This is a genomic window from Paraburkholderia yinzeri, from assembly GCF_046581065.1.
Classification (GTDB): domain Bacteria; phylum Pseudomonadota; class Gammaproteobacteria; order Burkholderiales; family Burkholderiaceae; genus Paraburkholderia.
This window is the reverse complement of sequence record NZ_JBFOCJ010000002.1, coordinates 66,432-90,267: the sequence shown is the minus strand read 5'-3', so window position 1 is coordinate 90,267 and position 23,836 is coordinate 66,432. Positions and strand designations below refer to the sequence as shown.

The 23,836-nt window shown below is 66.2% G+C and carries 20 protein-coding genes; 3 read left to right on the top strand and 17 right to left on the bottom strand.

Annotated features, from left to right (window positions below; genetic code table 11):
* Positions 1-5 precede the first annotated feature (5 nt).
* From WJ542_RS17575 to WJ542_RS17530, 10 genes are read right to left on the bottom strand one after another with little or no spacing between them, the layout of a single operon-like run.
* Positions 6-1,184 (bottom strand): glycosyltransferase family 4 protein, encoded by a 1,179-nt coding sequence (locus WJ542_RS17575; RefSeq protein WP_411190685.1) that lies wholly within the window; start codon positions 1,182-1,184, stop codon positions 6-8.
* 27 nt (positions 1,185-1,211) lie between these two features.
* Positions 1,212-2,435, bottom strand: coding sequence for a glycosyltransferase family 4 protein (locus WJ542_RS17570; RefSeq protein ID WP_411190684.1), 1,224 nt, complete (start codon positions 2,433-2,435; stop codon positions 1,212-1,214).
* Complete coding sequence (locus tag WJ542_RS17565; RefSeq protein ID WP_411190683.1) at positions 2,432-3,946, bottom strand: glucose-6-phosphate isomerase; 1,515 nt, start codon at positions 3,944-3,946, stop codon at positions 2,432-2,434. The genes WJ542_RS17570 and WJ542_RS17565 overlap by 4 nt, the downstream gene beginning before the upstream one ends.
* Before the next feature lie 2 nt (positions 3,947-3,948).
* A complete protein-coding gene (locus tag WJ542_RS17560) occupies positions 3,949-5,097 on the bottom strand; it encodes a glycosyltransferase (protein WP_411190682.1) in 1,149 nt (382 codons plus the stop codon).
* 49 nt (positions 5,098-5,146) lie between these two features.
* Positions 5,147-6,073, bottom strand: a complete 927-nt coding sequence (locus WJ542_RS17555; protein ID WP_411190681.1) for a glycosyltransferase family 2 protein — start codon at positions 6,071-6,073, stop codon at positions 5,147-5,149.
* 47 nt (positions 6,074-6,120) lie between these two features.
* Positions 6,121-8,349, bottom strand: a complete 2,229-nt coding sequence (locus WJ542_RS17550) for a polysaccharide biosynthesis tyrosine autokinase (protein ID WP_411190680.1) — start codon at positions 8,347-8,349, stop codon at positions 6,121-6,123.
* Between the two features lie 60 nt (positions 8,350-8,409).
* Positions 8,410-9,585: a polysaccharide biosynthesis/export family protein gene (locus WJ542_RS17545; protein ID WP_411190679.1), complete on the bottom strand. Its 1,176-nt coding sequence runs from the start codon at positions 9,583-9,585 to the stop codon at positions 8,410-8,412.
* Positions 9,573-10,016, bottom strand: a complete 444-nt coding sequence (locus WJ542_RS17540) for an arsenate reductase/protein-tyrosine-phosphatase family protein (RefSeq protein ID WP_411190678.1) — start codon at positions 10,014-10,016, stop codon at positions 9,573-9,575. The genes WJ542_RS17545 and WJ542_RS17540 overlap by 13 nt, the downstream gene beginning before the upstream one ends.
* A gap of 31 nt (positions 10,017-10,047) precedes the next feature.
* A complete protein-coding gene (locus WJ542_RS17535; RefSeq protein ID WP_411190677.1) occupies positions 10,048-11,466 on the bottom strand; it encodes a UDP-glucose dehydrogenase family protein in 1,419 nt (472 codons plus the stop codon).
* A gap of 37 nt (positions 11,467-11,503) precedes the next feature.
* Positions 11,504-12,883, bottom strand: coding sequence for an undecaprenyl-phosphate glucose phosphotransferase (locus WJ542_RS17530; RefSeq protein WP_411190676.1), 1,380 nt, complete (start codon positions 12,881-12,883; stop codon positions 11,504-11,506).
* A 520-nt stretch (positions 12,884-13,403) separates the two neighbouring features.
* On the opposite strand from WJ542_RS17530, the gene WJ542_RS17525 reads away from it, so the two are divergent.
* The gene (locus WJ542_RS17525; protein ID WP_411192475.1) at positions 13,404-14,894 is read left to right on the top strand and encodes a mannose-1-phosphate guanylyltransferase/mannose-6-phosphate isomerase; all 1,491 of its coding nucleotides are present in this window, start codon (positions 13,404-13,406) and stop codon (positions 14,892-14,894) included.
* A 51-nt stretch (positions 14,895-14,945) separates the two neighbouring features.
* Here the strand turns inward: WJ542_RS17525 and WJ542_RS17520 are convergent, their stop codons facing one another.
* Complete coding sequence (locus WJ542_RS17520; protein ID WP_411190675.1) at positions 14,946-16,034, bottom strand: transposase; 1,089 nt, start codon at positions 16,032-16,034, stop codon at positions 14,946-14,948.
* 611 nt (positions 16,035-16,645) lie between these two features.
* Here WJ542_RS17520 and WJ542_RS17515 point away from each other — a divergent pair.
* Entirely contained in the window at positions 16,646-17,116 is a 471-nt protein-coding gene (locus WJ542_RS17515) for a DUF2501 domain-containing protein (protein WP_411190674.1), read from the top strand.
* Between the two features lie 186 nt (positions 17,117-17,302).
* Positions 17,303-17,746 (top strand): hypothetical protein, encoded by a 444-nt coding sequence (locus WJ542_RS17510; protein WP_411190673.1) that lies wholly within the window; start codon positions 17,303-17,305, stop codon positions 17,744-17,746.
* Positions 17,747-17,789: 43 nt separating this feature from the next.
* Here WJ542_RS17510 and WJ542_RS17505 read toward each other — a convergent pair whose 3' ends face one another.
* The 6 genes from WJ542_RS17505 to WJ542_RS17480 form a co-directional block, all read right to left on the bottom strand.
* Complete coding sequence (locus WJ542_RS17505) at positions 17,790-18,383, bottom strand: DUF4337 domain-containing protein (protein WP_411190672.1); 594 nt, start codon at positions 18,381-18,383, stop codon at positions 17,790-17,792.
* 262 nt (positions 18,384-18,645) lie between these two features.
* Complete coding sequence (locus WJ542_RS17500) at positions 18,646-19,347, bottom strand: ABC transporter ATP-binding protein (protein WP_411190671.1); 702 nt, start codon at positions 19,345-19,347, stop codon at positions 18,646-18,648.
* Complete coding sequence (gene livG, locus WJ542_RS17495) at positions 19,347-20,117, bottom strand: high-affinity branched-chain amino acid ABC transporter ATP-binding protein LivG (protein WP_411190670.1); 771 nt, start codon at positions 20,115-20,117, stop codon at positions 19,347-19,349. Before livG ends, WJ542_RS17500 begins: the two co-directional genes overlap by 1 nt.
* Positions 20,114-21,394, bottom strand: coding sequence for a high-affinity branched-chain amino acid ABC transporter permease LivM (locus WJ542_RS17490; protein ID WP_411190669.1), 1,281 nt, complete (start codon positions 21,392-21,394; stop codon positions 20,114-20,116). Before WJ542_RS17490 ends, livG begins: the two co-directional genes overlap by 4 nt.
* Positions 21,395-21,401: 7 nt before the next feature.
* A complete protein-coding gene (livH, locus tag WJ542_RS17485; protein ID WP_411190668.1) occupies positions 21,402-22,328 on the bottom strand; it encodes a high-affinity branched-chain amino acid ABC transporter permease LivH in 927 nt (308 codons plus the stop codon).
* 138 nt (positions 22,329-22,466) lie between these two features.
* Positions 22,467-23,597, bottom strand: coding sequence for a branched-chain amino acid ABC transporter substrate-binding protein (locus tag WJ542_RS17480; protein ID WP_411190667.1), 1,131 nt, complete (start codon positions 23,595-23,597; stop codon positions 22,467-22,469).
* Positions 23,598-23,836 lie beyond the last annotated feature (239 nt).

Below are 23,836 nucleotides of genomic sequence, written 5' to 3'. Positions count from 1 at the left end.
CGATCTCAATGCGCGCCGTTCGCGGCGCCGGTCAAACCAATCGCCTCCGCATAGACCGCGGCTACGCGTTTCGCGATCACCGCGTTATCGAAGTGATTGCGCGCGTAGTCGCGGCACGTTTGCGCGTCGGGCAGCTTGATGCGCCCCGACAGCGCCGCGTCGATGCCATCGGCAATCGCGCCCACGCCCGTGGCGGGCAGCACGAGATTCTGCGAGAGCCCCGCCACGGCTTCCGGCAGCCCGCCCACGGGCGTCACGAGCACCGGCGTGCCGGCCGCCAGCGACTCCACCGTGATGAGCCCGAAGCCCTCCAGCGCGACCGTGGGCACGACCGAAAGCGTCGCGGCGCGATACAGCGACGGCAGATGCGCATCGGGCACGAAGCCGAGCAGCTTCACGTTGTCGGCCAGCCCCGCATCGTCGATGCGCTGCTGCAGTTCGGCTTCGAGGCGACCCCGCCCGGCGATCAGCAGCAGCACGTCCGGATGGCGCGAGCGGATCTGCGCGATCGCGTCAATCAGATCTTCGAGACCCATGCGGCGCACGAGCCGCCGCACGGCCAGCACGATCGGCCGTCCCTGCGGCAGTTGCAGCTTCAGGCGCGCCTCCGCCTGCGTGCAGGGCGGATCGAACTGCGCCGTGTCCACGCAGCCCGGCACCACGCGCACCCGCTCCGGGGAAATCGCATAGCGTTTCGTGAGGATGTCGCCGAACGCGCGCGACAGCACAATGAGGCGCGAGGAGCGCTCGTACACCGACTGCTCCAGATAATGCTTGATGCGCTGGCTCAGCGAAGCCGCGCCTTCCACGAAGCTTTCGTCGGCCCACGGTCCCTGGAAATGCGAGACCTGCGGAATGCCGCGCGTCACGTCGAGCCCGGGGAACGTATAGAGCGCGAAATGCGAAGAGATCACGTCGGGCCGATGCCGGCGGATTTCGCGCCGCAGCGCGTGGCGCGCCGCCATGAGGCGCAGCGGCAACGCGCGCGCGGCGGAACCGAAACCATTGATCGCCCCGCCGCTGTCCTGCGCGACCTTGGGCGAGCCGGCCACCACGCCGCGCACGTGAACGCCCGCGCCCGGCAGCGCGCCCACGAGCGAGTAATACATGCGGTCGAGTCCGCCCGCGCGTTCGGGAAACCAGTGCATGCCGATCTGCAGCGAATGGATGGAGTGAGTCGTCATCGCGTGTGTCCTCGTTCTATTCGTATTTCAAAGGGTTTCGGCGCGCGGCAGCGCGGCGGACGTCAGCACGCGGCCCTCGCCCGCGCCTGCCGCTTCTGCCACGTCCGCCGCTTCGTTCACGTCGCCGGCCAGTTGCCGGTACAGCGCAATGTATTGCGCGGCCATGCGCGCCCAGCCGAACGACGTCGCGAGCCGCGCCGCCGCTTCGCCCATCGCATGGCGCCGCCGCGTGTCGTCGGCAAGCTGCTGGACCGCGCCTGCCAGCGCCGCCGCGTCGTCGGGGTCGTCGAGCACGATGCCGCAGTCCGGCGTGATGATTTCGGCGCCGCCCGCCGTGCGCGCGGTGACGACCGGCAAACCGGCCGCCATGGCCTCCAGCAGCGAGAGACTCATCGCTTCGTAGCGCGAAGGAAAGACATAGGCGTCCACGGAGCGCATCAGGACCGGCATCTCGCGCACGAGGCCGAGGAAATGCACCCGCGATTCGATGCCCAGCGACTGCGCAAGCGCCGGATAGGGACTGCCGGGCAGATAGCCCGCCACGGCGAGATGCACGCGCTCGGGCAGCGCTTTCAGCGCATGCAGCACGGTGCCCAGATTCTTGCGCGGCGTACGCAGGTCACCCACGAAGAGCAGCAAAAACGCGTCGGCCGGCAAGTCGAATTTCGCCCGGTTGCCGCTCGCCGTCGAAAAGGCCTGCGTATCGACGCCGTTGTAGATCACGTCGAGACGCTCCACGGGCTCGCCGCCGCAGGCGCCGATCTCGTCGGCCACTTTGCGCGAAACGGCGGCGATCACGCGCGAGCGCCGGTACGCCCAGCGTTCGAGCATGGCGTTTGCGCGCGTATAGACGAACTGATACGCCGACCAGACGCCGCCCGTGAGCGCAAACGGGTAATACTTGCTGCGCGCCCAGCCGCCGTGCACGAAGTGAGCGGTGTTGACGTCCGCGTGAGCCCACGTGATGAAGCCGTTCACATGCAGCACGTCGTACTCGCGGCGATGCCGGCGCAGCCACAGCGCGCTCTTCGCCGCGAACACCTGCTGGCGCAGCAGATTGGTGGGCCACGCGCGCGAGGGCTGCACCTGTACCCACTTTACGCGCGGATGCGCAAGCAGCTCCGGCGCGACGTGCGAGGCCACGAGCGTCACCTCGAAGCCCTCTTCGAGCGCGGCGCGCGCGATCTCGTGATTGACGCGCCCCTGGCCGTCGTTATGGCGCACGACGTGCGTGACGATTGCAACTCTCAATCGGTGATCTCCTTGATGCGGGCCTGACGGCGCGTAAGCTTGCGCCAGTGGCCCGCGGCGAGCAGGGAAAAGACACTGGAAAACAGCAGCAGACCGCCGGTGCCCACCAGCGAGTTCGTGAACACGAGCATGGCGAAGATCGAGATCGCGAGGCTCAGGCACGCCGTGGCATAGCGGTCCTCGGGCATGCGCAGCGCCTCGCGCACGGCGCGCACGATGAGCCACAGCACGCCGGAGAGGTACAGCAGCGTGCCGGGCCAGCCGAGCACGAACGGAACGTTCATCACGCCGCTGTCGAAGCTGCCGTACTTGCTGAGCTGGCCGTTGCTGCTCGACAGCTTCGTCGAGGCACCCGTGGCGCCCAGCCCTTCGCCCGTGACGTCGGTGAAGGCAGTTTTCGCGAAGTCCGCGTAGAACTGGTTGCGCGCCTGGTAGCTCTGGTCGTTGCTGAGGTTGCCGAGCGTGTTCAGGCGCTGCTGCATGCGGTCCGCAATCGGCCCGATGGTGAGCAGCGGCACGCAGGCGCCCGCGAGCACGAGCGCGCTCACGATGATGCGAATGCGCACGCGATTGCTGGACTTCATCAGTTGAATCAGCATGGCGATCGCCCAGCCGCCCCAGGTGGAACGCACGAGCGAGAGCGCGAACGCGAAGAAGCCGAAGGCCGCCGCGACCCAGCGCACGCGGTGCTTCGCCGCCATGACGAACACCATCGCCCCCATCATCGCGAACGCGAACGGTCCCGACGAATTCATCGTGCTGAACACGCGCACGCCGAACGGCACGGGATCGCCCTGCGAGTCCATGTCCGAGCCCATCATCCACATGGCGTCCCACGGCGGCATCACGAAGAACTGCACGAGGCCGTAGGCGCCCATCACGAGCATGCCGTAGATGAAGGTGTTGACGATGGTGTCGCGGCACTCGGGATAGCGGCGCGTGAGCACCATGATGTGAAAGCCGATCAGGAGCGGATAGATCCAGTTCGCGAGGTCGTACGCGGCGGCGGCCGGACCGTTCGCGGCGAGGCCGATCACGAACGCATAGCCGATGCCGGCGAGCGCGAGCAGGAGCGGCAAGCCGCGGCGCTGCGCGAGCAGCGGGTAGTAGCGCACGAGCGAGATGCCGCTGATCATCGTGACCGCGAGCGGCGCGATCTGGATCAGGCTCGTGGGCGTGAAGGCGCCCTTGCCGAAGTCGGCGAGGCGCCGCACCTCGGGACTCAGGAACCACAGCCACCACATGAAGCCGATGTAGCGCACCGGATTCACGAAATAGAGCGAAAAGCCGACCATGATGGCCAGCACCGGAAACGCGAGCGTGAGCACCGTGCCCTGGTGTGCCGCCACCAGCAATGCCGTGAAGACCCACAGCGCCGCCGGCGGCAGCGTATCGCGGCCCAGCGCGCGGCGCAGGCCCGACGGCTGCCGGCTCTGCGCGGGCGAGGCGGATGCGGGGGAGGACGGCTGGCCTGGCAGCAGCGGCCCGGATGCGGCGTAAGGCGTGCGCATCGTCAAAGGCCCCGCGTCAGCCCGCGCACCGCAGGCGCCGCGTCTGCCGCCGCGCTGCGCGCCTGTTGCGCCTCGCGCTCCAGCAACATCTCGCGCGTAAGCTGCACATGCTGAAATGCGTAGTGTTGCGTGGTCAGATCGCGCTCGCGCAACTGCTCGCCGGCCTCGCGCGCGAGGGCCCCGGCGCGCTTCGGATTCGCGGCGAGCGCGCTCACGGCCTCGCGCAACTGCTGTGCATCGAACGGCGCGACCCACGAAACGGCCTGCTCATCGAAGTAATCGTCGAGCGCGCCGACCTTCGTCGCGACCATCGGCTTGCCGAGCGCGGCGGCCTCGAGCATCACTGTGATGCCGGACGCGTGCGTATTGGGCCGCAGCGGCACGACGATCAGGTCGGCCCAGTCGTAGAGCGCGCGCTGCTGCTGGATGCCGGAAACGCGCGCGATCTCGACGTTCGGCGCGCGCGCCGAAGACGGCATGCGCCGCCGCGTGGCGATACGCACCTCGAAGCGCGGGTCGTTGCCGAGCGCCTCGACGAGCGTGGTCCAGTCGCGGTCGCGGTCGTTGCCGATGGCGGCCACGCGCAACGGCGCGTGCGGCTGCCATGGCGCGGGCGGGCTCAGCGGAAAATCGCTGGTGTTCAGACCGTAGAGCACGCGACGCGCGTTGCGCCCGAAATAACGGCCGCACAGGGCGGCATTCTCGCTCGCCAGCGTGGTGAGCATGTCGGCACGCCCGAGCAGCCGGCGATAGAGCGCGCGGCGCAGCGCGCCGTAGCCGGCCCAGCGGTCGAGCAGCCAGACGCTTTGCGCGAGCAGGAGCGGCCGGTCGCCGCCCTTGCGCGCCCGCATCAACAGCAGCAGCGCCACGGCCAGATGCTCCTGCTCCGTATGCGTCCAGATCACGTCAGACTGCAGGATCGCGCGGCGATTGCGCCACGTATGAATGAAATCGAAGCCGAGCGCCGCCTTCAGCGCGCGGCGCAGAAAACGCATGGGCGCGCGCTCGTTCGCGTCCCGCGAATAGTCGAGCGCGAATTCCGGCGATTCGGCGAAATGGTAGCCATACAGGCAGCCGATGTTCTCGCCCTGGCGATAGCGGCGCGGATCCGCTCCGTAGAAAAGATGGACGTGGACTTGCGTACGGCTCATTCGGGGTCCTCCGTAGTATTGCTTCGGCCTGCTTTCTTCGTCTCGCCGTTCAGGCGAGTGCTCGGCGTGCCTCGCGTGCGCCGCCGCGCACGGCGCGCCAGCGCGCGAACGCCGCGCCCGGCTGCTGCCCGCGCAGCGCGCCCATGGCCACGTGCAGCATGCCGGGGTAGACGCGCGTGCCGACCAGCGCGTACCACCACCACGCCATCTCGCGCCGCAGCGGCGAAAGATGGGCGCGCAGGATGAGGTGCAGGTTGAATGCCGCGTTGCGCAGGGAAGCAAGCGTCTGCGCATTGCGCGGATCGTCGCCGGGACGCGGCGCCGGATAGTGGTCCACGGCCACGCGCGGGTCGTAGACGAGCTTCCAGCCGGCGTGCTTCACGCCCATGCTGAACGCCATGTCGTTGTGGGTCTGCGCACCCGTGCCGCGCAGGCGGCGATCGAAGCGCAGGCCCGCGATGGCGGCGCGCCGGTAGCTCATGTTGGCGCCCTTGAGCAGATCGACTTCGCGCGCGGCGCCCACACCCAGGTGATGATTGCCGACGATGCGGCCCGTGCGCTGCAGCTTGCCCACGAGTTCACGCTCGCCGTCGAGCATGCGGCCGTTTTCGTGAACCCAGTCGCGTCCGCCCAGCGCGCCCAGTTGCGCATCGGCCTCGAACCACGCGGCGATGCGTTCGACCCAGTCCGCGCGCGGCGCAGCGTCGTCGTCGGTGATGGCGATCACGTCGCCCGTCGCAGCTTCCAGGCCGCGGTTGAGCGCCGCCACCTGGCCCGGCTCGTCGACGATCGCTATATCCACGTTCAGCACGCGCGGCGTCACGTGTTCCGCAAGGCACGCATGCGTCGCTTCGTCGTCGGCGCGCGCGACCACGACGATCTGTTCGGGCGCGCGCGCCTGGCGCAACAGCGCCGAGAGGCAGCGCGCGAGGTCGTCGGGGCGCCGGTAGGTGGGCACGAGCACGGTCACTTTCATCGCACGATTTCTCCGTGTTGGGTTCGGTCCGGACTGCGTCCCATGTCTCAGGCGCTCAGGTATTCCTGCACGCCGGCATAGCCGTAGCCATAGTTGCCGCGCGCGCGCTGCGGCACCGCGTTGAAGATGCCGCCCTGCACCCGCACGCCGGCGGTGCGCAGACGCTTGAGCGTATCGGCGATCTCGCCTTCCGAATGCATGCCCGAGCGCAGCACGAGGAACGTCGACCCCGCGTGACCGCCGATGATTGCGGCGTCCGTCACGGCCAGCACGGGCGGCGTGTCGACGAGCAGAATGTCGTAGCGCTTCGAAAGTCCTTCGAGGTACTGACCGAGACGCGGCGACATCAGCAGCTCGGACGGATTAGGCGGGCGGCGGCCGCACGAGATGAAGTGCAGGTTGTCCACTTCGGTCGCACGGATGGCCTCGTCGAGCGAGATCTGGCCCGACAGCAGCTCGGAAAAGCCGTTTTCCTGGGGCACGCCCAGATGGCGTTCGAGCGCGCCGCGGCGCATGTCGCCGTCGATCATCAGCACGCGCTTGCCCGAGTGCGCGAGCAGCACCGCGAGATTCGCGGTCATGAAGCTCTTGCCCACGCCGGGCACCGAACCCGTGAACATCACGACGTGGTTGCGCGCATCCATCACGCTGAACTGCAGCGAGGTGCGCAGACTGCGCAGGCTCTCCACCGTGAGGTCCTTCGGGCAGGCGTTGGCCAGCACTTCGCGCAGGCGCGTGCCGCCGCGCGCGGGAGCGCGCTTCTCGAGCGCCACCTGCTCCGCCGAAAGCGGCACGAGACCATACACGGGCAGATGGAACGTGCGTTCGATCTCGTCGGCGTCGACGATGCCCTTGAAGAGGTTGCGGCGCATCAGCACGAAGCCGGTGCCGAGAATCAGGCCAAGCAGCGTCGCCGCGGAAATGATCAGCAGCTTCTTCGGCTTCGAGGGCTTGCCCGGGCGCATCGCCGTGTCGACGATATGCACGTTGCCGCCCGTGCCCACGCGCTGCACCGAAAGCTCCTGGATACGGTTGAGCAGCAGGACGTAGATGTCTTCCGCCACCTTGGCGTCGCGCTGCAGTTGCACCGCCTTCACCTCGGTTGCCGGCAGATCGCGGAAACGCGTGTCGTACTTCTGCTGTTCGCCCTCGAGCTGCGCGAGTTGCTGGCGCGCCGCGATGAGCACCGGATGCTGGTCGCCGAAGCGCTGGTCGAGCGAAGCGATCTGCAGCTTGAGCGCCGAAACCTGCTGCTCGTACTGCACGCTGCCTTCCAGATAGATCTTCGCCTCGTCGCTCGCGTCGATCGAGCCGGACTGCTTTTGATACGCGGTCAGCGCGGCTTCCGAGCGCTCCAGGTCCGACTTCAGGCGCGGTTCTTCGCCGCGCAGGAAGTCGAGCATCTTGCCCGCGTCGGCCTGCTTGGTCTCGATGTGCTGGTGCACGTACGACTGCCCCACCGCGTTGGCAATGTCGGCGGCGCGCTGCGCGTCGGTGTCTTCGAGCGAGATGTCGATCACGCCCGTCTGCTTGCCCTGCTCCTGCACCGTGATGGCATTCTGGAACGCCGTCACGGCGTCGAGATCGTTCATGCGCACGACGGTAAAGCGCGTGCCGGGACGCGCCACGAGCTTGTTCACGAGGAGCGTGATGCCGCTGCCCTGCGCGACCTGCCCCGCAACGCCTTCCAGCAGCCGCCCGCCTTCGGGGCCGCTCAGCGCGTAGCGGCCGTCTCCGAGCGCGGTCATCGTGAGCTTCTGGCCTTCGAGCGAGGGCGGCACTTCCACCGAATCCACGTCGGCCACCTCGCCGCCCCATGCGTACGAGTTCATGCCGAGCCATGGCTTCGCAGGAACGCCCGGCGTGGCGAGCCGGCTCGCGAGACTGCCCAGCACCGGAATCGTGTCGGGCGAGACCGAGAAGTTCAGCTTGAACTGCTGGACCACGGGCTCGATCACACTGCGACTCTTGATCATCTCGATCTCGGCGTCCGTGGGCAGCGAGGTCGAGGAGCCGCTCTTGATGTCGGCGCCCGTTTGCGTCTGCGTGAGCGCCTGCGACGTGTAGTCGGAGGTCTCGACGCGAACCTGGGTATCGGCCGAGTAAACGGGCTTTGCCACATAGCAGTAGAACACCGCGATGGCGATCACGGCCGCCGCGATGGCGATGAGCCAGCCGATGTCGTCGAGAATGACGCGCAGCAACTGGCCGAGGACCACGTCCTCTTCTTCGGTGCGGACCGCTGGGGCCGCCTGATGGGTGAATTGCGTGCTCACGTTACGATCCCCATGTCTCGTGTTGCGCCAGTGCGTTCTGCTTCCGGATGGCCATGCGCGTCACTGCACGATCTCCTTCAGGTAGAAGACGGACTGGATGGTGGGCAGCACCTGCTGCAACAAGCGGTTGAAGGTGGCCGAGGCCGCCGTGCCGACATATACGACATCCATCGGCTGGAGGTCGAAATGCGAGGACAGCATGATGGCGTCCGGCTTCGTCATGTCGAGGCGGTAGATATCGGGATGGGTGGGGTTGTCTTTCATGCCCCGCATCACGAACACCTGGCGCGGGTTGGCGTCGGTGTCGAGAATGCCGCCCGCCGCCGTGAGCGCGTCCGCGATCGTGAAGTCGCCGCGTATCATGCCCGCCTGGGTGGGCGTCTTCACTTCGCCCATGACGAACACTCTGCTATCCGAACGATCCGGCACATAGACCGTGTCGCCGTTCTGCAGCATCACGTCCTGGCTCGTATCGCCCTTTTCGAGCATGCGGTTCGCGTCGAGCACGTAAAGCTTGTGGTCGCGCGTGAGCCGCACGCGGTTGATGTCGGCGTTGTCGGTCGTGCCGCCCGAACGCGTGATCGCGTCGGTCAGCGTAAGCGGCACGTCGCTCATCGCGAGCGGCCCCGGCGTCTTCACGTCGCCCGTCACCTGCACCTTCTGGCTGCGGTACGCAAGCACCCGTACGTCCACCTGTGGATTCTTCACGTACGGACCGAGGCCGGAGGCGATCTGGTCGCGAAGCTGGCCCGGTGTCTTGCCCGCCGCCATCAGGCGGCCCACGAACGGGAAGTAGATCGTGCCGTCCGAGGCGACGGTCTGCCCATAGGGGTCGGCCTCGCCCGGCAGCGCGTTCGTGTACGGCTGCGTGAGCGTCTGCCCCAGCGTCTGCGTGGTGTTGCCGCCCGTCGAGAACGTCGAGCCCTGCGGCGTCGAAAGTTCCGGATGGTCGTACACCGTCACGCCCAGAATGTCCTGCGGCGCGATGTGATAGACGTAGTCAGCCGGACTGCTGTAGCGCGACGGCGGCAGGGGCCGCGGCGGCGCGGACGCGGCTGCCTGAGCCATCTGCATGACGAGCTGCGAGTCGATCAGGTGCACGGTGTACTGCTGCTGCGGCTGATTCGACGGCTGCTCCTGCAGGCTCGAGGTGTCGAGATAATTGCCGGGCGCCGTGGCGCAGGCCGACACGAAGGCGCTAAGCGCCAGTACACAAGCTAGTTTCATCCTTGGCATATTCGGCTCAGCCATCCCTTCACCAGACGATCCATCAACTCGAGACTCTCGCGGTACGCTTCCTCGTGGAGGCCGTGCGGATCCGCGACGTCCGAGTTCTCCCAATTGCCGAGCGCATACACCTTGCCGCGCGCGGTCGGATCCAGCCGCTCCACTTCGGACACCTGACGGCGTTCCGTGACGAGCACGAGATCGGCGGCACGCACGAGCCGGCTCGTGAGCCGCCGCGCGCGATGTGCGCCCATCCCGACATTGACACCGCGCTCGGCGAGCAGGCGCTGCATCATCGGGTCCATGTCGGCGCCCTCGCGCGCGCGCAGGCCGGCCGAGTGAAACGAACCCGGCTGCGGCGCGGCCGCCCTGAAAAGCTGCTCTGCCGCCGGCGAGCGGCAAACGTTCGCATGGCAAACGATCAGCACGTCGTTGAACATGGCACCTCCCTCGTGTTGCAGACCGGCCCGCTCAGGCCGTCACGCCCGCGCGCGCCGCGTCTTCGGCGCGCGCCCGGCTCGCCTGTGCCGCGCTCGCGCGGCCCACCGCGTGATATTCGATTCCGAGCTCCTGCAAGGCAGGCGGGTCGTAGAGATTGCGGCCGTCGAACACGATCGGCGACTTGAGGCGCGCCTTCAGCAGGTCGAAGTCCGGCGCCTTGAATACCTTCCATTCGGTCACGACGACAACGGCGTCGGCGTCGCTCGCCGCGTCCATCGCATCGGCAGAAAACGCGAGGCGCGCGTGCTGTTCGGGCTGCGCCGCGAGATCGAGCGCCAGCACGCGGCGTGCCTCGTCGGTGGCCACCGGATCGTAAGCGCGCACCTGGGCGCCGCGCGCGAGCAGCTCCGCGATCAGCGTGCGGCTGGGCGCCTCGCGCATGTCGTCGGTATTCGGCTTGAACGCGAGACCCCAGACGCCGAACGTGCGTCCCGTGAGATCGGAGCCGAAGCGCGTGACGATCTTTTGCGCAAGCACCAGCTTCTGCGCGTCGTTTACCGTTTCCACCGCGCGCAGAATCTGCAGCGGCTCGCCGAAATCCTCGGCCGTGCGCATCAGCGCCTTCACGTCCTTCGGGAAGCACGAGCCGCCGTAGCCGCAGCCTGCGTACAGGAAGTCGTAGCCGATGCGCGGGTCCGAGCCCACGCCGCGGCGCACCGCCTCGATGTCGGCGCCCACGCGGTCGGCCAGATTGGCCAGCTCGTTCATGAACGAGATACGCGTGGCCAGCATCGCGTTCGCGGCGTATTTCGTGAACTCGGCCGAAGACACGTCCATGTACAGCGTGCGCTCGTGGTTGCGGTTGAACGGTGCGTAGAGGCGCTTCATCAGCTCCTTCGCGCGTTCGCCGGGCACGTCGTCGCCGCAGCCCAGCACGATGCGGTCGGGCCGCGCGAAATCCTCCACGGCCGCGCCTTCTTTCAGGAACTCGGGATTGGACACCACCGAGAACATATGCGACTCGCCGCGCCGGCGCAGCTCGCTGGCGATCGCGTCGTGCACGAGCGCGGCCGTCCCGACTGGCACCGTCGATTTGTCGACGACCACCTTGAAGCCGGTCATGTGCCGGCCGATATTGCGCGCGGCCGCCAGCACGTACTGTAGGTCGGCGGAACCGTCCTCGTCGGGCGGCGTGCCCACCGCCACGAACTGGATGTCGCCGTGGGCGACGGCCGCCGCCACGTCGGTGGAAAACGTCAGGCGTCCTGCACGGCGGTTGCGTTCGATGATCTCCTTCAGGCCCGGCTCGTGAATCGGCACGACGCCCTGGTTGAGCAGGTCGATCTTGCGCGCGTCCACGTCGAGACAGAACACGTCGTTGCCGATATCGGCCAGGCACGCGCCCGTCACGAGACCCACATAACCGCTGCCTATGATCGTCAGATTCATGCCCACCTCTTAAGTGATTGTCCGTTTGCGCCGCGCCTCAATAGGCGTTCTGTCCTGCAAAGCCCTTCCACATCGTCATTGCAACGATCTTCAGGTCCAGCGTGAAGCTCCAGTTCTGCATGTAGTGCAGGTCGAAGCGGACACGGTCGCGCATCTTTTCCACGCGGTCGGTTTCGCCGCGAAAGCCATTGACCTGCGCCCAGCCGGTGATGCCCGGCTTGATGCGATAGCGCTGCATGTAGCCGCGCACGAGGTTCTTGTAGATGTCGTCGTGCTCGAGCGCATGCGGACGCGGACCGACCACCGACATTTCGCCCTTGAGCACGTTGATGAATTGCGGCAGTTCGTCGAGGCTCGTGCGGCGCAGGAACGCCCCCATGCGCGTCACGCGCGGATCGTTGCGGCGCGCCTGCGTGACCTGCCCCGTGCCTTCCGCGTGCACCTTCATCGAGCGGAACTTGTAGATTTCGAACTCGTTGCCGTCGAGCCCCTTGCGACGCTGGCGAAACAGCACCGGCCCGCGCGAATCGCATTTCACGGCGATCGCGATGACGGCGAAAAGCGGCGCGAGCGCGGCCAGCACGCAGCCCGCGAAGAGGCAGTCGAAGATGCGCTTGGGCAGCACGCGCAGGTCGGTGATCGGCGAGGCCGCCAGATTGATGGCCGGCACGCCGAGCAGATCCACCACGGGCTGGCTGAAGAGCGAGAGCGCACGCACGTCCGGAATGAAGCGGATATTCACGAAGTCGTTGCGCAATTCCATGACGATGCGGTGGATCGTGCGCTCCTTCGAGATCGGCAGGGCCAGCCAGAGCTCGCGTATGCCGCGCTCGCGCACCTGCTGCACCATGGCCTGAAGATTGCGCTCCACGGGCACGCCGTCCACGGTGGCCTCGCCATACGCATCGCTGTCCTCATCGAACAGCAGCGCCGGGTGAAAGCCGGCTTCCGGGCGACTCTTCATCTGCTCGATCAGAAAGCGCCCGTAGCGATCGCTGCCCGCCACGGCCACGTCGCGCTGGTTGTAGCCTTCGCGGCGCAAGCCCTTGAGCACCATGTACACGAGCGCCTTCGCGACAATCAGGAACGCCACCGTCGCCACGGCCCACCACATGAGCCACAGCCGCGAGAGCGAATCGGCGCGGTGCAGGCTGAAGCTCAGCAGGATGCCGGTCGCCTCCACGGCGATCCACGCCGCGCAGACGCGGGCAAACAGGTCATAGAGCGACTTGCCGCGCCACGACTGGTAAACGCCGAAAGCGGGGAACATCCAGATCGCGAGCAGGCAGTTGAACGCGAGCGCGACACTTTCCACGTCGCCGAGCGGCACGATGCTTCCGCGATGCAGGGCGGCCGCCGCCAACGCGCCGGCGGCGATGGCGACCACGTCAAGGATTCTCGCTAGAACGCTGAACATGTCCTGCCCCTCGGTTAAATAAATGGAACGCGGCCACGCGTACGAACCGGTGGCAGCGTCTCGATAATCTTGGAAATGCAGCGCTTGTCCCTTCCTGCGCTGCTGGACTGGATCCGAATAAACCCTAATAAACCGCGATAAAATTTATCCCGCAAGGCGCAAAAGTATCTCGAAATGTATCGGGCCTCACGCACCATTATTGGCCTGTTTTTTTCGGCAAAATTTGCGCCAAAGACCTCTGATCAGACCGCCATCGACATCTGATTTCGGCACATTTTTCCTTGTTTCCAGCCAATTTGTCGGGTTTGCGACGGCATTCACAATGAATATTGATTCATTTTTACTTTATTTTTTTCAGAATCAATACCCCCATAAAGTCCTTGAACTTATTTGAAAAGAATATTTTCCGATTTCTTATTTGCATTCCGATTTATTACCGATTTAAGCATGCTACAAATCGCTGGACCGAAACCCCTTTCAGGAGAACGAGATGACGGATACGGGTTCCGCAACGGTATCGATGCGCGCGGCCGAAGTCCCTGCCGATTCGCGCAGCGCGTTGCAGGTCTGCCCTGTGGTGCTCGCAGGCGGCGCGGGCTCGCGGCTGTGGCCTCTGTCGCGCGAGCAGCACCCCAAGCAGATGATCAACCTCGTGGGCGACCATTCGCTGCTCGCCCAGACGGCTTCGCGTCTGGACGCGCTGGCCGGGCGCGTCGCGCTGACCGATCAACTGCTGATCGTGTGCAATGAAGAGCATCGCTTCACGACTGCCGAGCAGGTTCGCGGCGTGGGCAAGCGCGCCCGTCTGATTCTCGAGCCCACCGGGCGCGACACCGCGCCGGCACTGACGCTGGCCGCGCTCTCGGTGGTGAGCGAACAGCAGGATGGCATCCTCGTGGTGATGCCCGCGGATCACGCGCTCGCCGATCTCGACGCGTTCCAGACGGCCGTGGCCGAGGGCGTGCGCCACGCGGCAGCGGGCCATATCGTGACGATGGGCATCGTGCCGACGCGCGCGGAAGTGGGCTACGGCTACATTCACGTGGGCGAGCCGCTGGCCGCGGCCGAGCCCGGCGGCGCGCGGCGCCTGAACGGATTCGTCGAGAAGCCCTACTTCGAACTTGCTCAGCAGTACGTTGCTTCGCAGCGCTACTGGTGGAACAGCGGCATTTTCATCATGCGCGCCTCGACCTGGCTCGCCGCCATCCGTCACTTTCAGCCCGCGATCTACGACGCCTGCGCGGCAGCCACCGAGCACGGCACGCGGGACGGCGACTTCTTCCGTGTCGAACGCGAAGCCTTCGAGCGCACGCCTTCGAACTCGATCGACTATGCCGTCATGGAGCCGCTCGCAAGCGACCCCTCGGTGGCGCACGGCGTAGTGGTGCCGCTCGCGGCGGGCTGGACCGATCTCGGATCCTGGGACACGGTCTGGCAGGTCTCGGACAAGGACGACGCGGGCAACGTGGCGCAAGGCCGCGTGATGTTCGAAGGCGCGAGCGATACGTTCGCGCACTCCGACGGACGCCTCGTCGCCTGCCTCGGCACCCGGGATCTCGTGGTCGTGGAAACGCCCGACGCCGTGCTCGTGGCCGACCGCTCGCGCGCGCAGGACGTCAAAAAAGTCGTGCAGCGCATTCGCGAACAACACGGCAGCGAAGCGCATACGCATCGCCTCGTGCATCGTCCGTGGGGCCACTACGACTGCGTCGACGGCGGCGAACGCTTCCAGGTGAAACGCATCGTCGTCGAACCGGGCGCACGGCTGTCACTGCAGATGCATCATCATCGCGCGGAGCACTGGGTCGTCGTGCGCGGCACGGCGCTCGTCACGCGCGGCGAGGAGCGCTTCATCGTGTCGGAGAACGAATCGGCTTATATCCCGTTGGGCGTGGCGCACCGGCTGGAAAATCCCGGCAAGATGCCGCTCGAGATCATCGAAGTGCAATCGGGCTCGTATCTCGGCGAGGACGACATCGTGCGCCTCGACGATCAGTATGGGCGGCAGTGAATTCAGGCGTAAGCACGAGCTTGCACCGGCGCCATGCGCCGGTGCAAGCGGTCAGCCTGCGTGCGTTCTGGCGTGAGGCCTGAAATGCGGCTCGGTGGCACGACGTTCGTTACTGCATGCAGCCGTGTCCGCATCGCGGACCTCGGCGGCGGGCAAGAGCGTGCCGGACGCGGTATAGCGCTGCAGCGGCGCGAGGCGAACGTTGCTGCCCGCGGGCGGCGCGGAACGCGTCACGACCGTACCGCGCAGCGCCGCGGACGCCGTATGCGACGCATCACAGCACTCGCGCTCGATCCATTTGCGCGCCCAGTCATAGGCGAAATGCTTGGCCGTTTCGCGATCCTGGAACGGCGGTCCGATGAGGCCCGAGCGTTCGACACGCCGGCCGTCCTTGAGAATCTCCACCGCTGCGCGATACATGCGGTTGCGCACGGGCTGCACGGCGAGGTTCATCACATAGCCGCGCCACTCGGCCACCTGCACGGGCTGCGGCGCACTGCTCCCGCCCGGCACGCGACGCGCGGCCGCGGGGCTTTCGTCGTGCGGCACGCCCAACGCCTGCGCGCCCGGCAAAGCCGCCGGTGCAGCCGCAACGTCGTCGGCGCGCGCACGCACGGCCGGCGCGCGCTCCGCGCGATCGGACCTGGCCCGCTCGACCGGATCCGCACACGCGAGCTGGCGCGTCATGCTTTCGATCGGATCGGCAAAAGCCGGAGCGGACGCCGGGGCCGGCGCCTGCCAGGCTTCGGGGCTCTTCCAGTAGACGGCGGGCAGGCCATCGTCCTCGGCAGTCTGCCCGGCTTCGACGGCAGGTGCCGCCGCAACCTGCGAAACAGGGGGCGCAGGTTCCGGGACATAAACGAATTGACGCCCGACCTGGGTCAAGCGTTGAACGATCTCGCCAAGCGTGCCGCTCACGTGCCATTCGTCGAAGCGGCGGCGGCACGTGGGCCCGGACGGATAACGCGCGGGCAGGCGCGACCACGATTCACCCGTGGTCAAAATCCAGAGTACGGCATTGGCCACCACCCTCGGCTCGGCGCGGGGGCGGCCGCGGCGATTGAGCCGGATAGGCGGTTCATCGGCGATGAACGAGGACACCATCGTCCATTCGTCGTCGCTCAGTTCTTCGAAATTCATGCTGTTCTCCGCGCAGCCGGACCGGGGCTGCTGTGACTGGACCTTCACGCGCGGATCGTGGCTGTCCGCGTTGGAATGCCCGGTTGCACCATATGCTTATCTACCGGATTCATTTGCGCCTTACGCTGCACTCGGGCAGTGCGCGCATTCACGTTATTGACGCAAAGAACGTGGTCTCACTCGTGCAGGGGAGAATTTGTGCAGGAAGCATACCACCTGAAACCAGCCGATGAGGAGGGCCGTAATAAGTGTTACGGTTAGAAACAAAGTCCCTCATCGTACGGCGTGAATATTGCTGAAACCGCCTGTAAGCACGATGTTTCCTGCCCATCCAGCTCGCATCGCATCTCGCACGCATCTCGCATCGTCCTCCCCGCGCGGTATGCAAGTGGCCTGCTTCACGTGCATGCGCAATGACTGCTCAATGCCTGGCTCTCCTGCATTATGTTGTGCCCGCAACAAATGACAAGGTGATGAAACCTGCGTATGCACCGGTTGCACCTCGCCTGCCCATAGCGGGTGATGTGTCGCCGCGCGTGAGCACCTTCGCGCGCCCATCGACCGAATCCGTCTATATTACGAGGCACCTATTACACGATGGAGGAAGGAGTATGCAAACGTCTGTGCCTCGCGCCCTTGCCACGCTGGCCATCGCGCTCGCGCTGCCCGTGGGCGTGGCCCACGCCCAGCTCGGCAATCTGCTGAACCAGAGCGGCAACAGCGGCTCGGCCGGCAATGCGCTCGGCGCGCTCGGCGGCAACAGCGGGTCCGGCGGCCTGAGCTCGCTGGCCGGGGGCTCCTCGCTCACGTCGGGCAGCCTCGGCAACGTCACCGGTCTGCTCCAGTACTGCATCAAGAACAACTACCTCAGTGCGGACAGCGCGAGCGGCGTGAAGGACTCGCTGCTCAGCAAGCTGCCCGGCGGCGCGAATACGACCGATAGCGGCTACACCCAGGGCAGCAAAGGCGTACTGACCTCCGGCAGCGGCTCGCAGGTCGATCTTTCGGGCGGCGGCCTCAAGGAAGCCGCCACGCGCCAGGTCTGCGACAAGATCCTCGCCCAGGGGAAGTCGATGCTGTAACGCCGGCAGCCTCCGTGGCGCCTGCCGTTCCGGCGCTGCAGGCGCAGTCGAGGCGCGATGCGCGCGACCCGGATGTGGGCTCGCGCGCACTGCGGCGCAATTTATGTGCCGCGCCGCTTGAACATGAATGGCGTTCGGGTGTCGAATGGGTCATCCCGGGTGTTGTGTAGCAGTCGTGTCACGATCATGAGCCAGCGCCGTACTCCCGTATTCGCATTCTTCGCAGGCCTCGCCGCCATGCTGGCGCCCGCATTCGCGCATGCCGACGGCCTCGACGAGCAGTTCGACTGCCGCTCGAACCCGCATGCCTTCATCTCGTCGCTGATCGACGAGAAGTCGATCGATCCCCGGCCAACCCGGGTCGAGGCAAACTCCGTCAACGCATTCCGCCCGGCACACGGCGGGCAACTCAGCGCATTCGGCTTTCCTATTTACGTGGTAGTCGGCTACGAGCGCGACGACTCGCTCTTTCACCATGGCTCCGGCAAGGAGATCGACTCGCCGCTCTACGGCGTGGTGGTCTCCGCCCCCGCGGACTCGGTGCGGGTGCGCCTGCGCGAGGCCAACAGCGACGCAACGGTACAGACCGTCGTGCCGTTCATGCTCACGGCCATCGTCTGCGGCGGCTAGGGTCGGTTCCCGTCAATCGCCGCCAGCAGCTCGTCAATCCTCGTCAGACGCCGAAGTAAGCCATCGTGCCGAGCACCGCGCCCGCCACCGCAATGCCCATCGACGTGTACTGCAGCCAGCGCCGCCGCGTGAGCAGCGTGATCGCCGTGAGCGCGATGGAAATCTGGATGGCCATGGTGGCCTGAGCCCAGCGATGATGGCCGTGCATGAGCCCCTCGCTGCGCGCGTCGTTTTGCGCAACGGCTTTCTCGAGTGCTTCGGCCTGCGCGCGTATCGGCTCTTTTTGCTGGCGATATTTTTCGGCGTCCGCCGCGAAGCGATTGTGGGCCTCGCCGGTATTGCCCGAAAGCGCCTCGCCCAGTTCCGCGAGATTCTGCTTCTCGCCCTTCGCCTGGTAATACGCCCACTGGTTCGCGGCCTCCGTCTTGAGGATCGCCGCTTCGTTCTTGTAATAGAGCGCGAGATTTTCGCTCGTCCCGCTCTGATACGCGAAAATCGCGCCGATCGACGCGAGGATCGCCGTCATCACCGCCATGCGGCTCGCAAACGGATCCCCTGCCCCACGCGCGCCGTGACCGGCGGCGGCGTGCTCGACCGCGTGATCGTGCGGCCCGTGCACTTCATACTCATCAGACATCCCCACACTCTCCGATAAAACCCGCTCAGGCGCGCCTGCCTTTCGGGAGCGTCAATTATCGTGAGCGCGGCGCACTTGTCCAGTACGCAGCAGGGCATTGCCGTAACAAAAAATACGGGGTCGACGTAACAGAAAGCGAAACGAAGGATTCGCGGCGCCCAACACGGCCCCCTGGCGGGCGCGCAAAAGGAAGCGGCCCGCGAAACCGCCGCTCGACGAACGGAGATCCCGCGGGCCGCTTGCGCGTGCCTTGGCCGGCCATCTAGCCGCCCAGATAGGCCCGCTTGATGTTGTCGTTGGCGAGCAGATTGTCGGCGCTGTCGGCCAGCACCACGCGGCCCGTTTCGAGCACATAGCCGCGGTCGGCCACGTTGAGCGCCTTGTTCGCGTTCTGCTCGACGAGGAACACCGTGACGCCTTCGTCGCGGATCGTGCGGATGATGTCGAAGATCTGGGCGATCACGAGCGGCGCGAGTCCGAGCGTCGGCTCATCGAGCAGCAAGAGGCGCGGACGGCTCATCAGCGCGCGGCCGATGGCAAGCATCTGCTGCTCGCCGCCCGACATCGTGCCCGCGCGCTGCTTCGCACGTTGCTCCAGACGCGGAAACAGCTTGAAGACGTGCTCGAGGCCCGCCTCGATCTCATGCTGCGAGGCGAAGAAGCCGCCCATCTGCAGGTTTTCCAGCACGGTCAGGCTCGGAAACACGCGGCGCCCCTCGGGCGAGATCGCCATGCCAAGACGCATGATCTCGTGCGTGGGCCTGCGCGTGATGTCCTCGCCTTCGAACGTCACGCGGCCCGAGGACGCGCGCGGCGTGCCGCACACGGTCATCATGAGCGTGGTCTTGCCGGCGCCGTTGCTGCCGATCAGCGTGACGATCTCGCCCTTGTTCACTTCGATCGACACGCCCGCCAGCGCCTCTACCGCGCCGTAGTGGGTATGGACCTGTTCCAGCTTCAGCATCAGTCCTCTCCGAGATACGCTTTGATCACGCGCGGGTCGTTGCGCACGGCTTCAGGCTTGCCGATCATGATCGGCTTGCCGTGCTCCATCACGAGAATGCGGTCCGACACGCCCATCACGAGGCTCATGTCGTGTTCGATCAGGAGTACGGAAATTCCGAACTCGTTGCGCAGTCCGTCCACCATCTGCTGCAACTCGATCTTCTCCTGCGGGTTGAGGCCCGCAGCCGGTTCGTCGAGCATCAGGAGACGAGGCCCGGTGATCATGCAGCGCGCGATTTCGAGGCGGCGCTGATGCCCGTACGAAAGCGTGCCCGCCTCGCGGTTCGCCACATGCTTCAGCCCCACGCGATCGAGCCATTGCGCCGCGTGTTCGAGCGCCGCGCGCTCGGCGCGCCGGTACGCGGGCGTCGTGAAAAGGCCGCTCAGGATGTTGCGGTTCACCTTGAGGTGCTGCGCAACCATCAGGTTCTCCAGCACCGTCAACTGCTTGAAGAGACGGATGTTCTGGAAGGTGCGCACGAGGCCGCGCCGCGCCACCTGATGGCTCGGCAGGCCCGTGATCGCCTTGCCGGCGAGGCGGATTTCGCCTGCGGTCGGCTTGTAGAAGCCGCCCACGCAATTGAACACCGTGGTCTTGCCCGCGCCGTTCGGACCGATGATCGCGAAGACCTCGCCGGCGCGCACGTCGAAATCGATGCCGTCCACCGCGAGCAGGCCGCCGAAGCGCATCTGGAGGCCCGATACTTTCAACAACTGTTCTGCGCTCATCGCGGCAACTCCACATGCGGACGGCTCGCGGGCAACAGGCCCTGCGGACGCCACATCATCATCAGCACCATCACCAGACCGAACATCAGCATCCGGTACTCGGCGAAGCCGCGCGCCACTTCGGGCAGGACGGTCAGCAGGATGGCGGCGAGCACCACGCCCAACTGCGAGCCCATACCGCCCAGCACCACCACGGCGAGAATCAGCGCGGATTCGATGAACGTGAACGACTCGGGCGTCACGAGCCCCTGGCGCGCCGCGAAGAACGCGCCGGCGAGGCCCGCGAACGAAGCGCCCAGCGTGAACGCCGAAAGCTTCACGCGCGTGGGGTTCAGGCCCAGCGAGCGGCACGCGATCTCGTCCTCGCGCAGCGCCTCCCACGCGCGGCCCATCGGCATGCGCAGCAGGCGGCTCGTGACGAACAACGTGAACGCCACCAGCACGAGCGCGACGAGGTAAAGGAAGATCACCACATGCTCGCCGTTGTACTCCCAGCCCATCAGCTCATGGAACGTCTTCGCGCCCTCCACGCTCGCGTGACGCGCCATCTCGTAGCCGAACACCGTGGGCTTCGGAATGCCCGAGATGCCGTCCGGGCCGCCCGTGATGCTCGTGAGATTGTTGAGCAGCAAGCGGATGATCTCGCCGAAGCCGAGCGTGACGATGGCGAGGTAGTCGCCGCGCAAGCGCAGCACCGGAAAGCCCAGCAGGAAGCCGAACGTAGCCGCGGCGAGCGCGGCGAGGGGCAGGCACTCCCAGAAGCTCAGGCCAAAGTACTGGTTGAGCAGCGCGTAGGTGTAGCCGCCCACGGCATAGAAGCCCACGTAGCCGAGATCGAGCAGGCCCGCGAAGCCGACCACGATGTTCAGGCCGAGACCCAGAATCACGTAGATCAGCGCCAGCGTGGCGACGTCCACGGCGCCGCGCGAACCGATAAACGCGAACACGAGGCCGAACGCGAGCAGCACCCAGATCGCCACGCGTTGCCGCCGCGCGCCGAGCACGGGCAGCGCGGGCAGGCGCAAGCCGCCGACGTTGCTGACGACGCGCCGGAACGACGGCTTGACGAGCTGGAACACGAACACGACCGCCGCCGCGACCCAGACGGGCCGCCAATGCTGCTGCAGCACCACCTGGTAGCCGTCGAGCGTGAGCTGCAGGCCGAGGATGGGCGCGGTGAGAATGAGAGTGGCGAGGGCCGCCGCGAACGCGCCCTTCACCGTCTGCGACGAAGAAGGACCGTGCGCGGCCACGCGAACCGAAACAGTCTGGCTCATATCGACCTCACACCTTTTCGACGTCCGGCTTGCCGAGCAGGCCGGTGGGACGGAACAGCAGCACGAGCACGAGCAGGCCGAACGCGACCACGTCCTTGTATTCGGCCGGCATGTAGCCCGAAGCGAAGGTTTCGGCAAGGCCCAGCAGCACGCCGCCGAGCATCGCGCCCGGAATGCTGCCGATGCCGCCCAGCACGGCCGCCGTGAAGGCCTTGATGCCCGCGACGAAGCCGATATACGGATTGAGCTTGCCGATCGTGAGGCCGATCAGCACGCCGCCTACGGCGGCCAGCATTGCGCCGAGCACGAACGTGAACGAGATCACGCGATTCGTGTCGATGCCGAGCAGGTTCGCCATCTTCATGTCTTCCGCACAGGCGCGGCAGGCGCGGCCCATGCGCGAGCGGCCGATGAAGAGCGTGAGTGCGGCCATCAGCACGAGCGTCACGCCGACGATCAGCATGCGCGCATACGGAATGGTCACCTCGAAGTTGCCGCCCATGTTGAAGTCGAGCGCGCCGGAAATCAGTTCGGGAACCGAAACGTCGCGCGCGCCCTGCCCGATCTGCACGTAGTTCTGCAGAAAGATCGACATGCCGATCGCGGAGATGAGCGGCACGAGGCGCGGACCGCCGCGCAGCGGCCGATACGCCACGCGCTCGACCGCGAAACCGTAGAGTCCGGTGACGAGCACCGAGACGATAAGCGCCGCGCCCAGCACGAGCGGCAGCGGATAGCCCGCCGTCGTCCCGATCGCCGTGAGCGTGACGAGGCCCACGTAGGCGCCGATCATGTAGATCTCGCCGTGAGCGAAATTGATCATGCCGATGATGCCGTAGACCATCGTGTAGCCGATGGCGATCAGCGCATAGATCGCGCCCAGCGTGAGCCCGTTGACGAGCTGCTGGGTGAACTGCGGAAGAAAATCATTCATGCGTAAGCCTCGCGGCAACAAGGCCATTAAGGGCCGACGGGACCGGTTGGGACACGATTGGGCCCAGCTACAGGCCCGGATCGAAAAACGCCCCGCCCGTCGCGACGGGGAACGGGGCGTAGAGACCACGCGCCGGAATCAGTTGGCGGCGACGGTCTTCGTGGCGTCCTTGTGCCACGTGTAGACGACGAAATGGAACGACTTCAGGTCGCCCTGCGCGTCGTACTCGACCTTGCCGATGGGCGTCTCGAACGCGTGCTGGTGGAGGTACGCGGCAACCTTGGTCGGATCCGTGGTCTTCGCGCCCGCGATACCATCCGCGATCACTTCGACAGCGGCGTAGGCCGGCATCTGGAACGGGCCGTTCGGGTCGCGCTTCGCGTCGGCAAATGCCTTCACAAGCTTCGCATTGGCCGGGTCGGAGGCGAAGTCGGCCGGCAGCGTGACGAGCATGCCTTCCGAAGCCGGACCGGCGATCGCGGTCACGTCCTTGTTGCCCACGCCTTCGGGTCCCATGAAGGTCGCCTTCACGCCCTGCTCGCGCGACTGACGCAGCAGCAGACCCATTTCCGGGTGATAGCCGCCGAAGTAGACGAAGTCCACGCCCTGCGACTTGAGCTTCGTGACGACTGCGGAGTAGTCCGAATCACCCGCGTTGATGCCTTCGAAGACGACGACAGGAATGTGCGCCTTGTCGAGCGCGGCCTTCACCGAGGTGGCGATGCCCTGGCCGTACGACTGCTTGTCGTGCAGGATCGCGACCTTCTTCGGCTTGACCTTGTTGATGATGTACGCGGCGGCGGCCGGGCCTTGCTGGTCGTCGCGGCCGATCGTGCGGAAAATGAACTGGCGCTTCTTGCCTTCGGTGAGTTGCGGCGCGGTGGCCGACGGCGTGATCATCACCACGCCTTCGTTCTCGTAGATGTCCGAAGCGGGGATCGTCGAGCCCGAGCAGACGTGGCCAACCACGTACTGGATGTGCTGCGAGACGATCTTGTTCGCCACGGCGACGGCCTGCTTCGGCTCGCACGAGTCGTCCATCAGCACGGCTTCGAGCTTCTGGCCGTTCACGCCGCCGGCGGCGTTGATCTGGTCGATGGCCGTGAGCGCGCCCGCCTTGACCATGTCGCCGTACTGGGCGACCGGGCCGCTGAACGGGCCGGCAATGGCGATCTTGATGGTATCGGCATGCGCGGATGCACCAAAAGTGAGCAGCGCAGCGGCGAGAGAAATGGAGGTAAGGCGGGTAAGGCGAGAGAACGGCGTCATCTGGAGCTCCTCGATTGTTTTCGGGTCAACCGGTCAGACAGATTGACCTGCGCAAACGAACAGCACCCCAAGGGACTTGCCGAGGAGAACAACAAGGACGGGCCGGAGAAAAGACGCGACGGGGCCCGGCATGTATCAACCGCCTTGTAGCGGCCGAGTTCGGAGAGACTGGGTGGATACCGCCTCTATTGCGCAAGCGATCCGCCTGCCCCGTTCACTGCATTTCGTACCGGAAAGGT

Coding starts and splice junctions, on each gene's coding strand:
- WJ542_RS17575 (WP_411190685.1), bottom strand. CDS start 1,184: ATGACGACTCACTCCATCCATTCGCTGCAGATCGGCATGCACTGGTTT.
- WJ542_RS17565 (WP_411190683.1), bottom strand. CDS start 3,946: ATGCGCACGCCTTACGCCGCATCCGGGCCGCTGCTGCCAGGCCAGCCG.
- WJ542_RS17560 (WP_411190682.1), bottom strand. CDS start 5,097: ATGAGCCGTACGCAAGTCCACGTCCATCTTTTCTACGGAGCGGATCCG.
- WJ542_RS17555 (WP_411190681.1), bottom strand. CDS start 6,073: ATGAAAGTGACCGTGCTCGTGCCCACCTACCGGCGCCCCGACGACCTC.
- WJ542_RS17545 (WP_411190679.1), bottom strand. CDS start 9,585: ATGCCAAGGATGAAACTAGCTTGTGTACTGGCGCTTAGCGCCTTCGTG.
- WJ542_RS17540 (WP_411190678.1), bottom strand. CDS start 10,016: ATGTTCAACGACGTGCTGATCGTTTGCCATGCGAACGTTTGCCGCTCG.
- WJ542_RS17535 (WP_411190677.1), bottom strand. CDS start 11,466: ATGAATCTGACGATCATAGGCAGCGGTTATGTGGGTCTCGTGACGGGC.
- WJ542_RS17530 (WP_411190676.1), bottom strand. CDS start 12,883: ATGTTCAGCGTTCTAGCGAGAATCCTTGACGTGGTCGCCATCGCCGCC.
- WJ542_RS17525 (WP_411192475.1), top strand. CDS start 13,404: ATGCGCGCGGCCGAAGTCCCTGCCGATTCGCGCAGCGCGTTGCAGGTC.
- WJ542_RS17520 (WP_411190675.1), bottom strand. CDS start 16,034: ATGAATTTCGAAGAACTGAGCGACGACGAATGGACGATGGTGTCCTCG.
- WJ542_RS17515 (WP_411190674.1), top strand. CDS start 16,646: ATGCAAACGTCTGTGCCTCGCGCCCTTGCCACGCTGGCCATCGCGCTC.
- WJ542_RS17510 (WP_411190673.1), top strand. CDS start 17,303: ATGAGCCAGCGCCGTACTCCCGTATTCGCATTCTTCGCAGGCCTCGCC.
- WJ542_RS17505 (WP_411190672.1), bottom strand. CDS start 18,383: ATGTCTGATGAGTATGAAGTGCACGGGCCGCACGATCACGCGGTCGAG.
- WJ542_RS17500 (WP_411190671.1), bottom strand. CDS start 19,347: ATGCTGAAGCTGGAACAGGTCCATACCCACTACGGCGCGGTAGAGGCG.
- livG (WP_411190670.1), bottom strand. CDS start 20,117: ATGAGCGCAGAACAGTTGTTGAAAGTATCGGGCCTCCAGATGCGCTTC.
- WJ542_RS17490 (WP_411190669.1), bottom strand. CDS start 21,394: ATGAGCCAGACTGTTTCGGTTCGCGTGGCCGCGCACGGTCCTTCTTCG.
- livH (WP_411190668.1), bottom strand. CDS start 22,328: ATGAATGATTTTCTTCCGCAGTTCACCCAGCAGCTCGTCAACGGGCTC.
- WJ542_RS17480 (WP_411190667.1), bottom strand. CDS start 23,597: ATGACGCCGTTCTCTCGCCTTACCCGCCTTACCTCCATTTCTCTCGCC.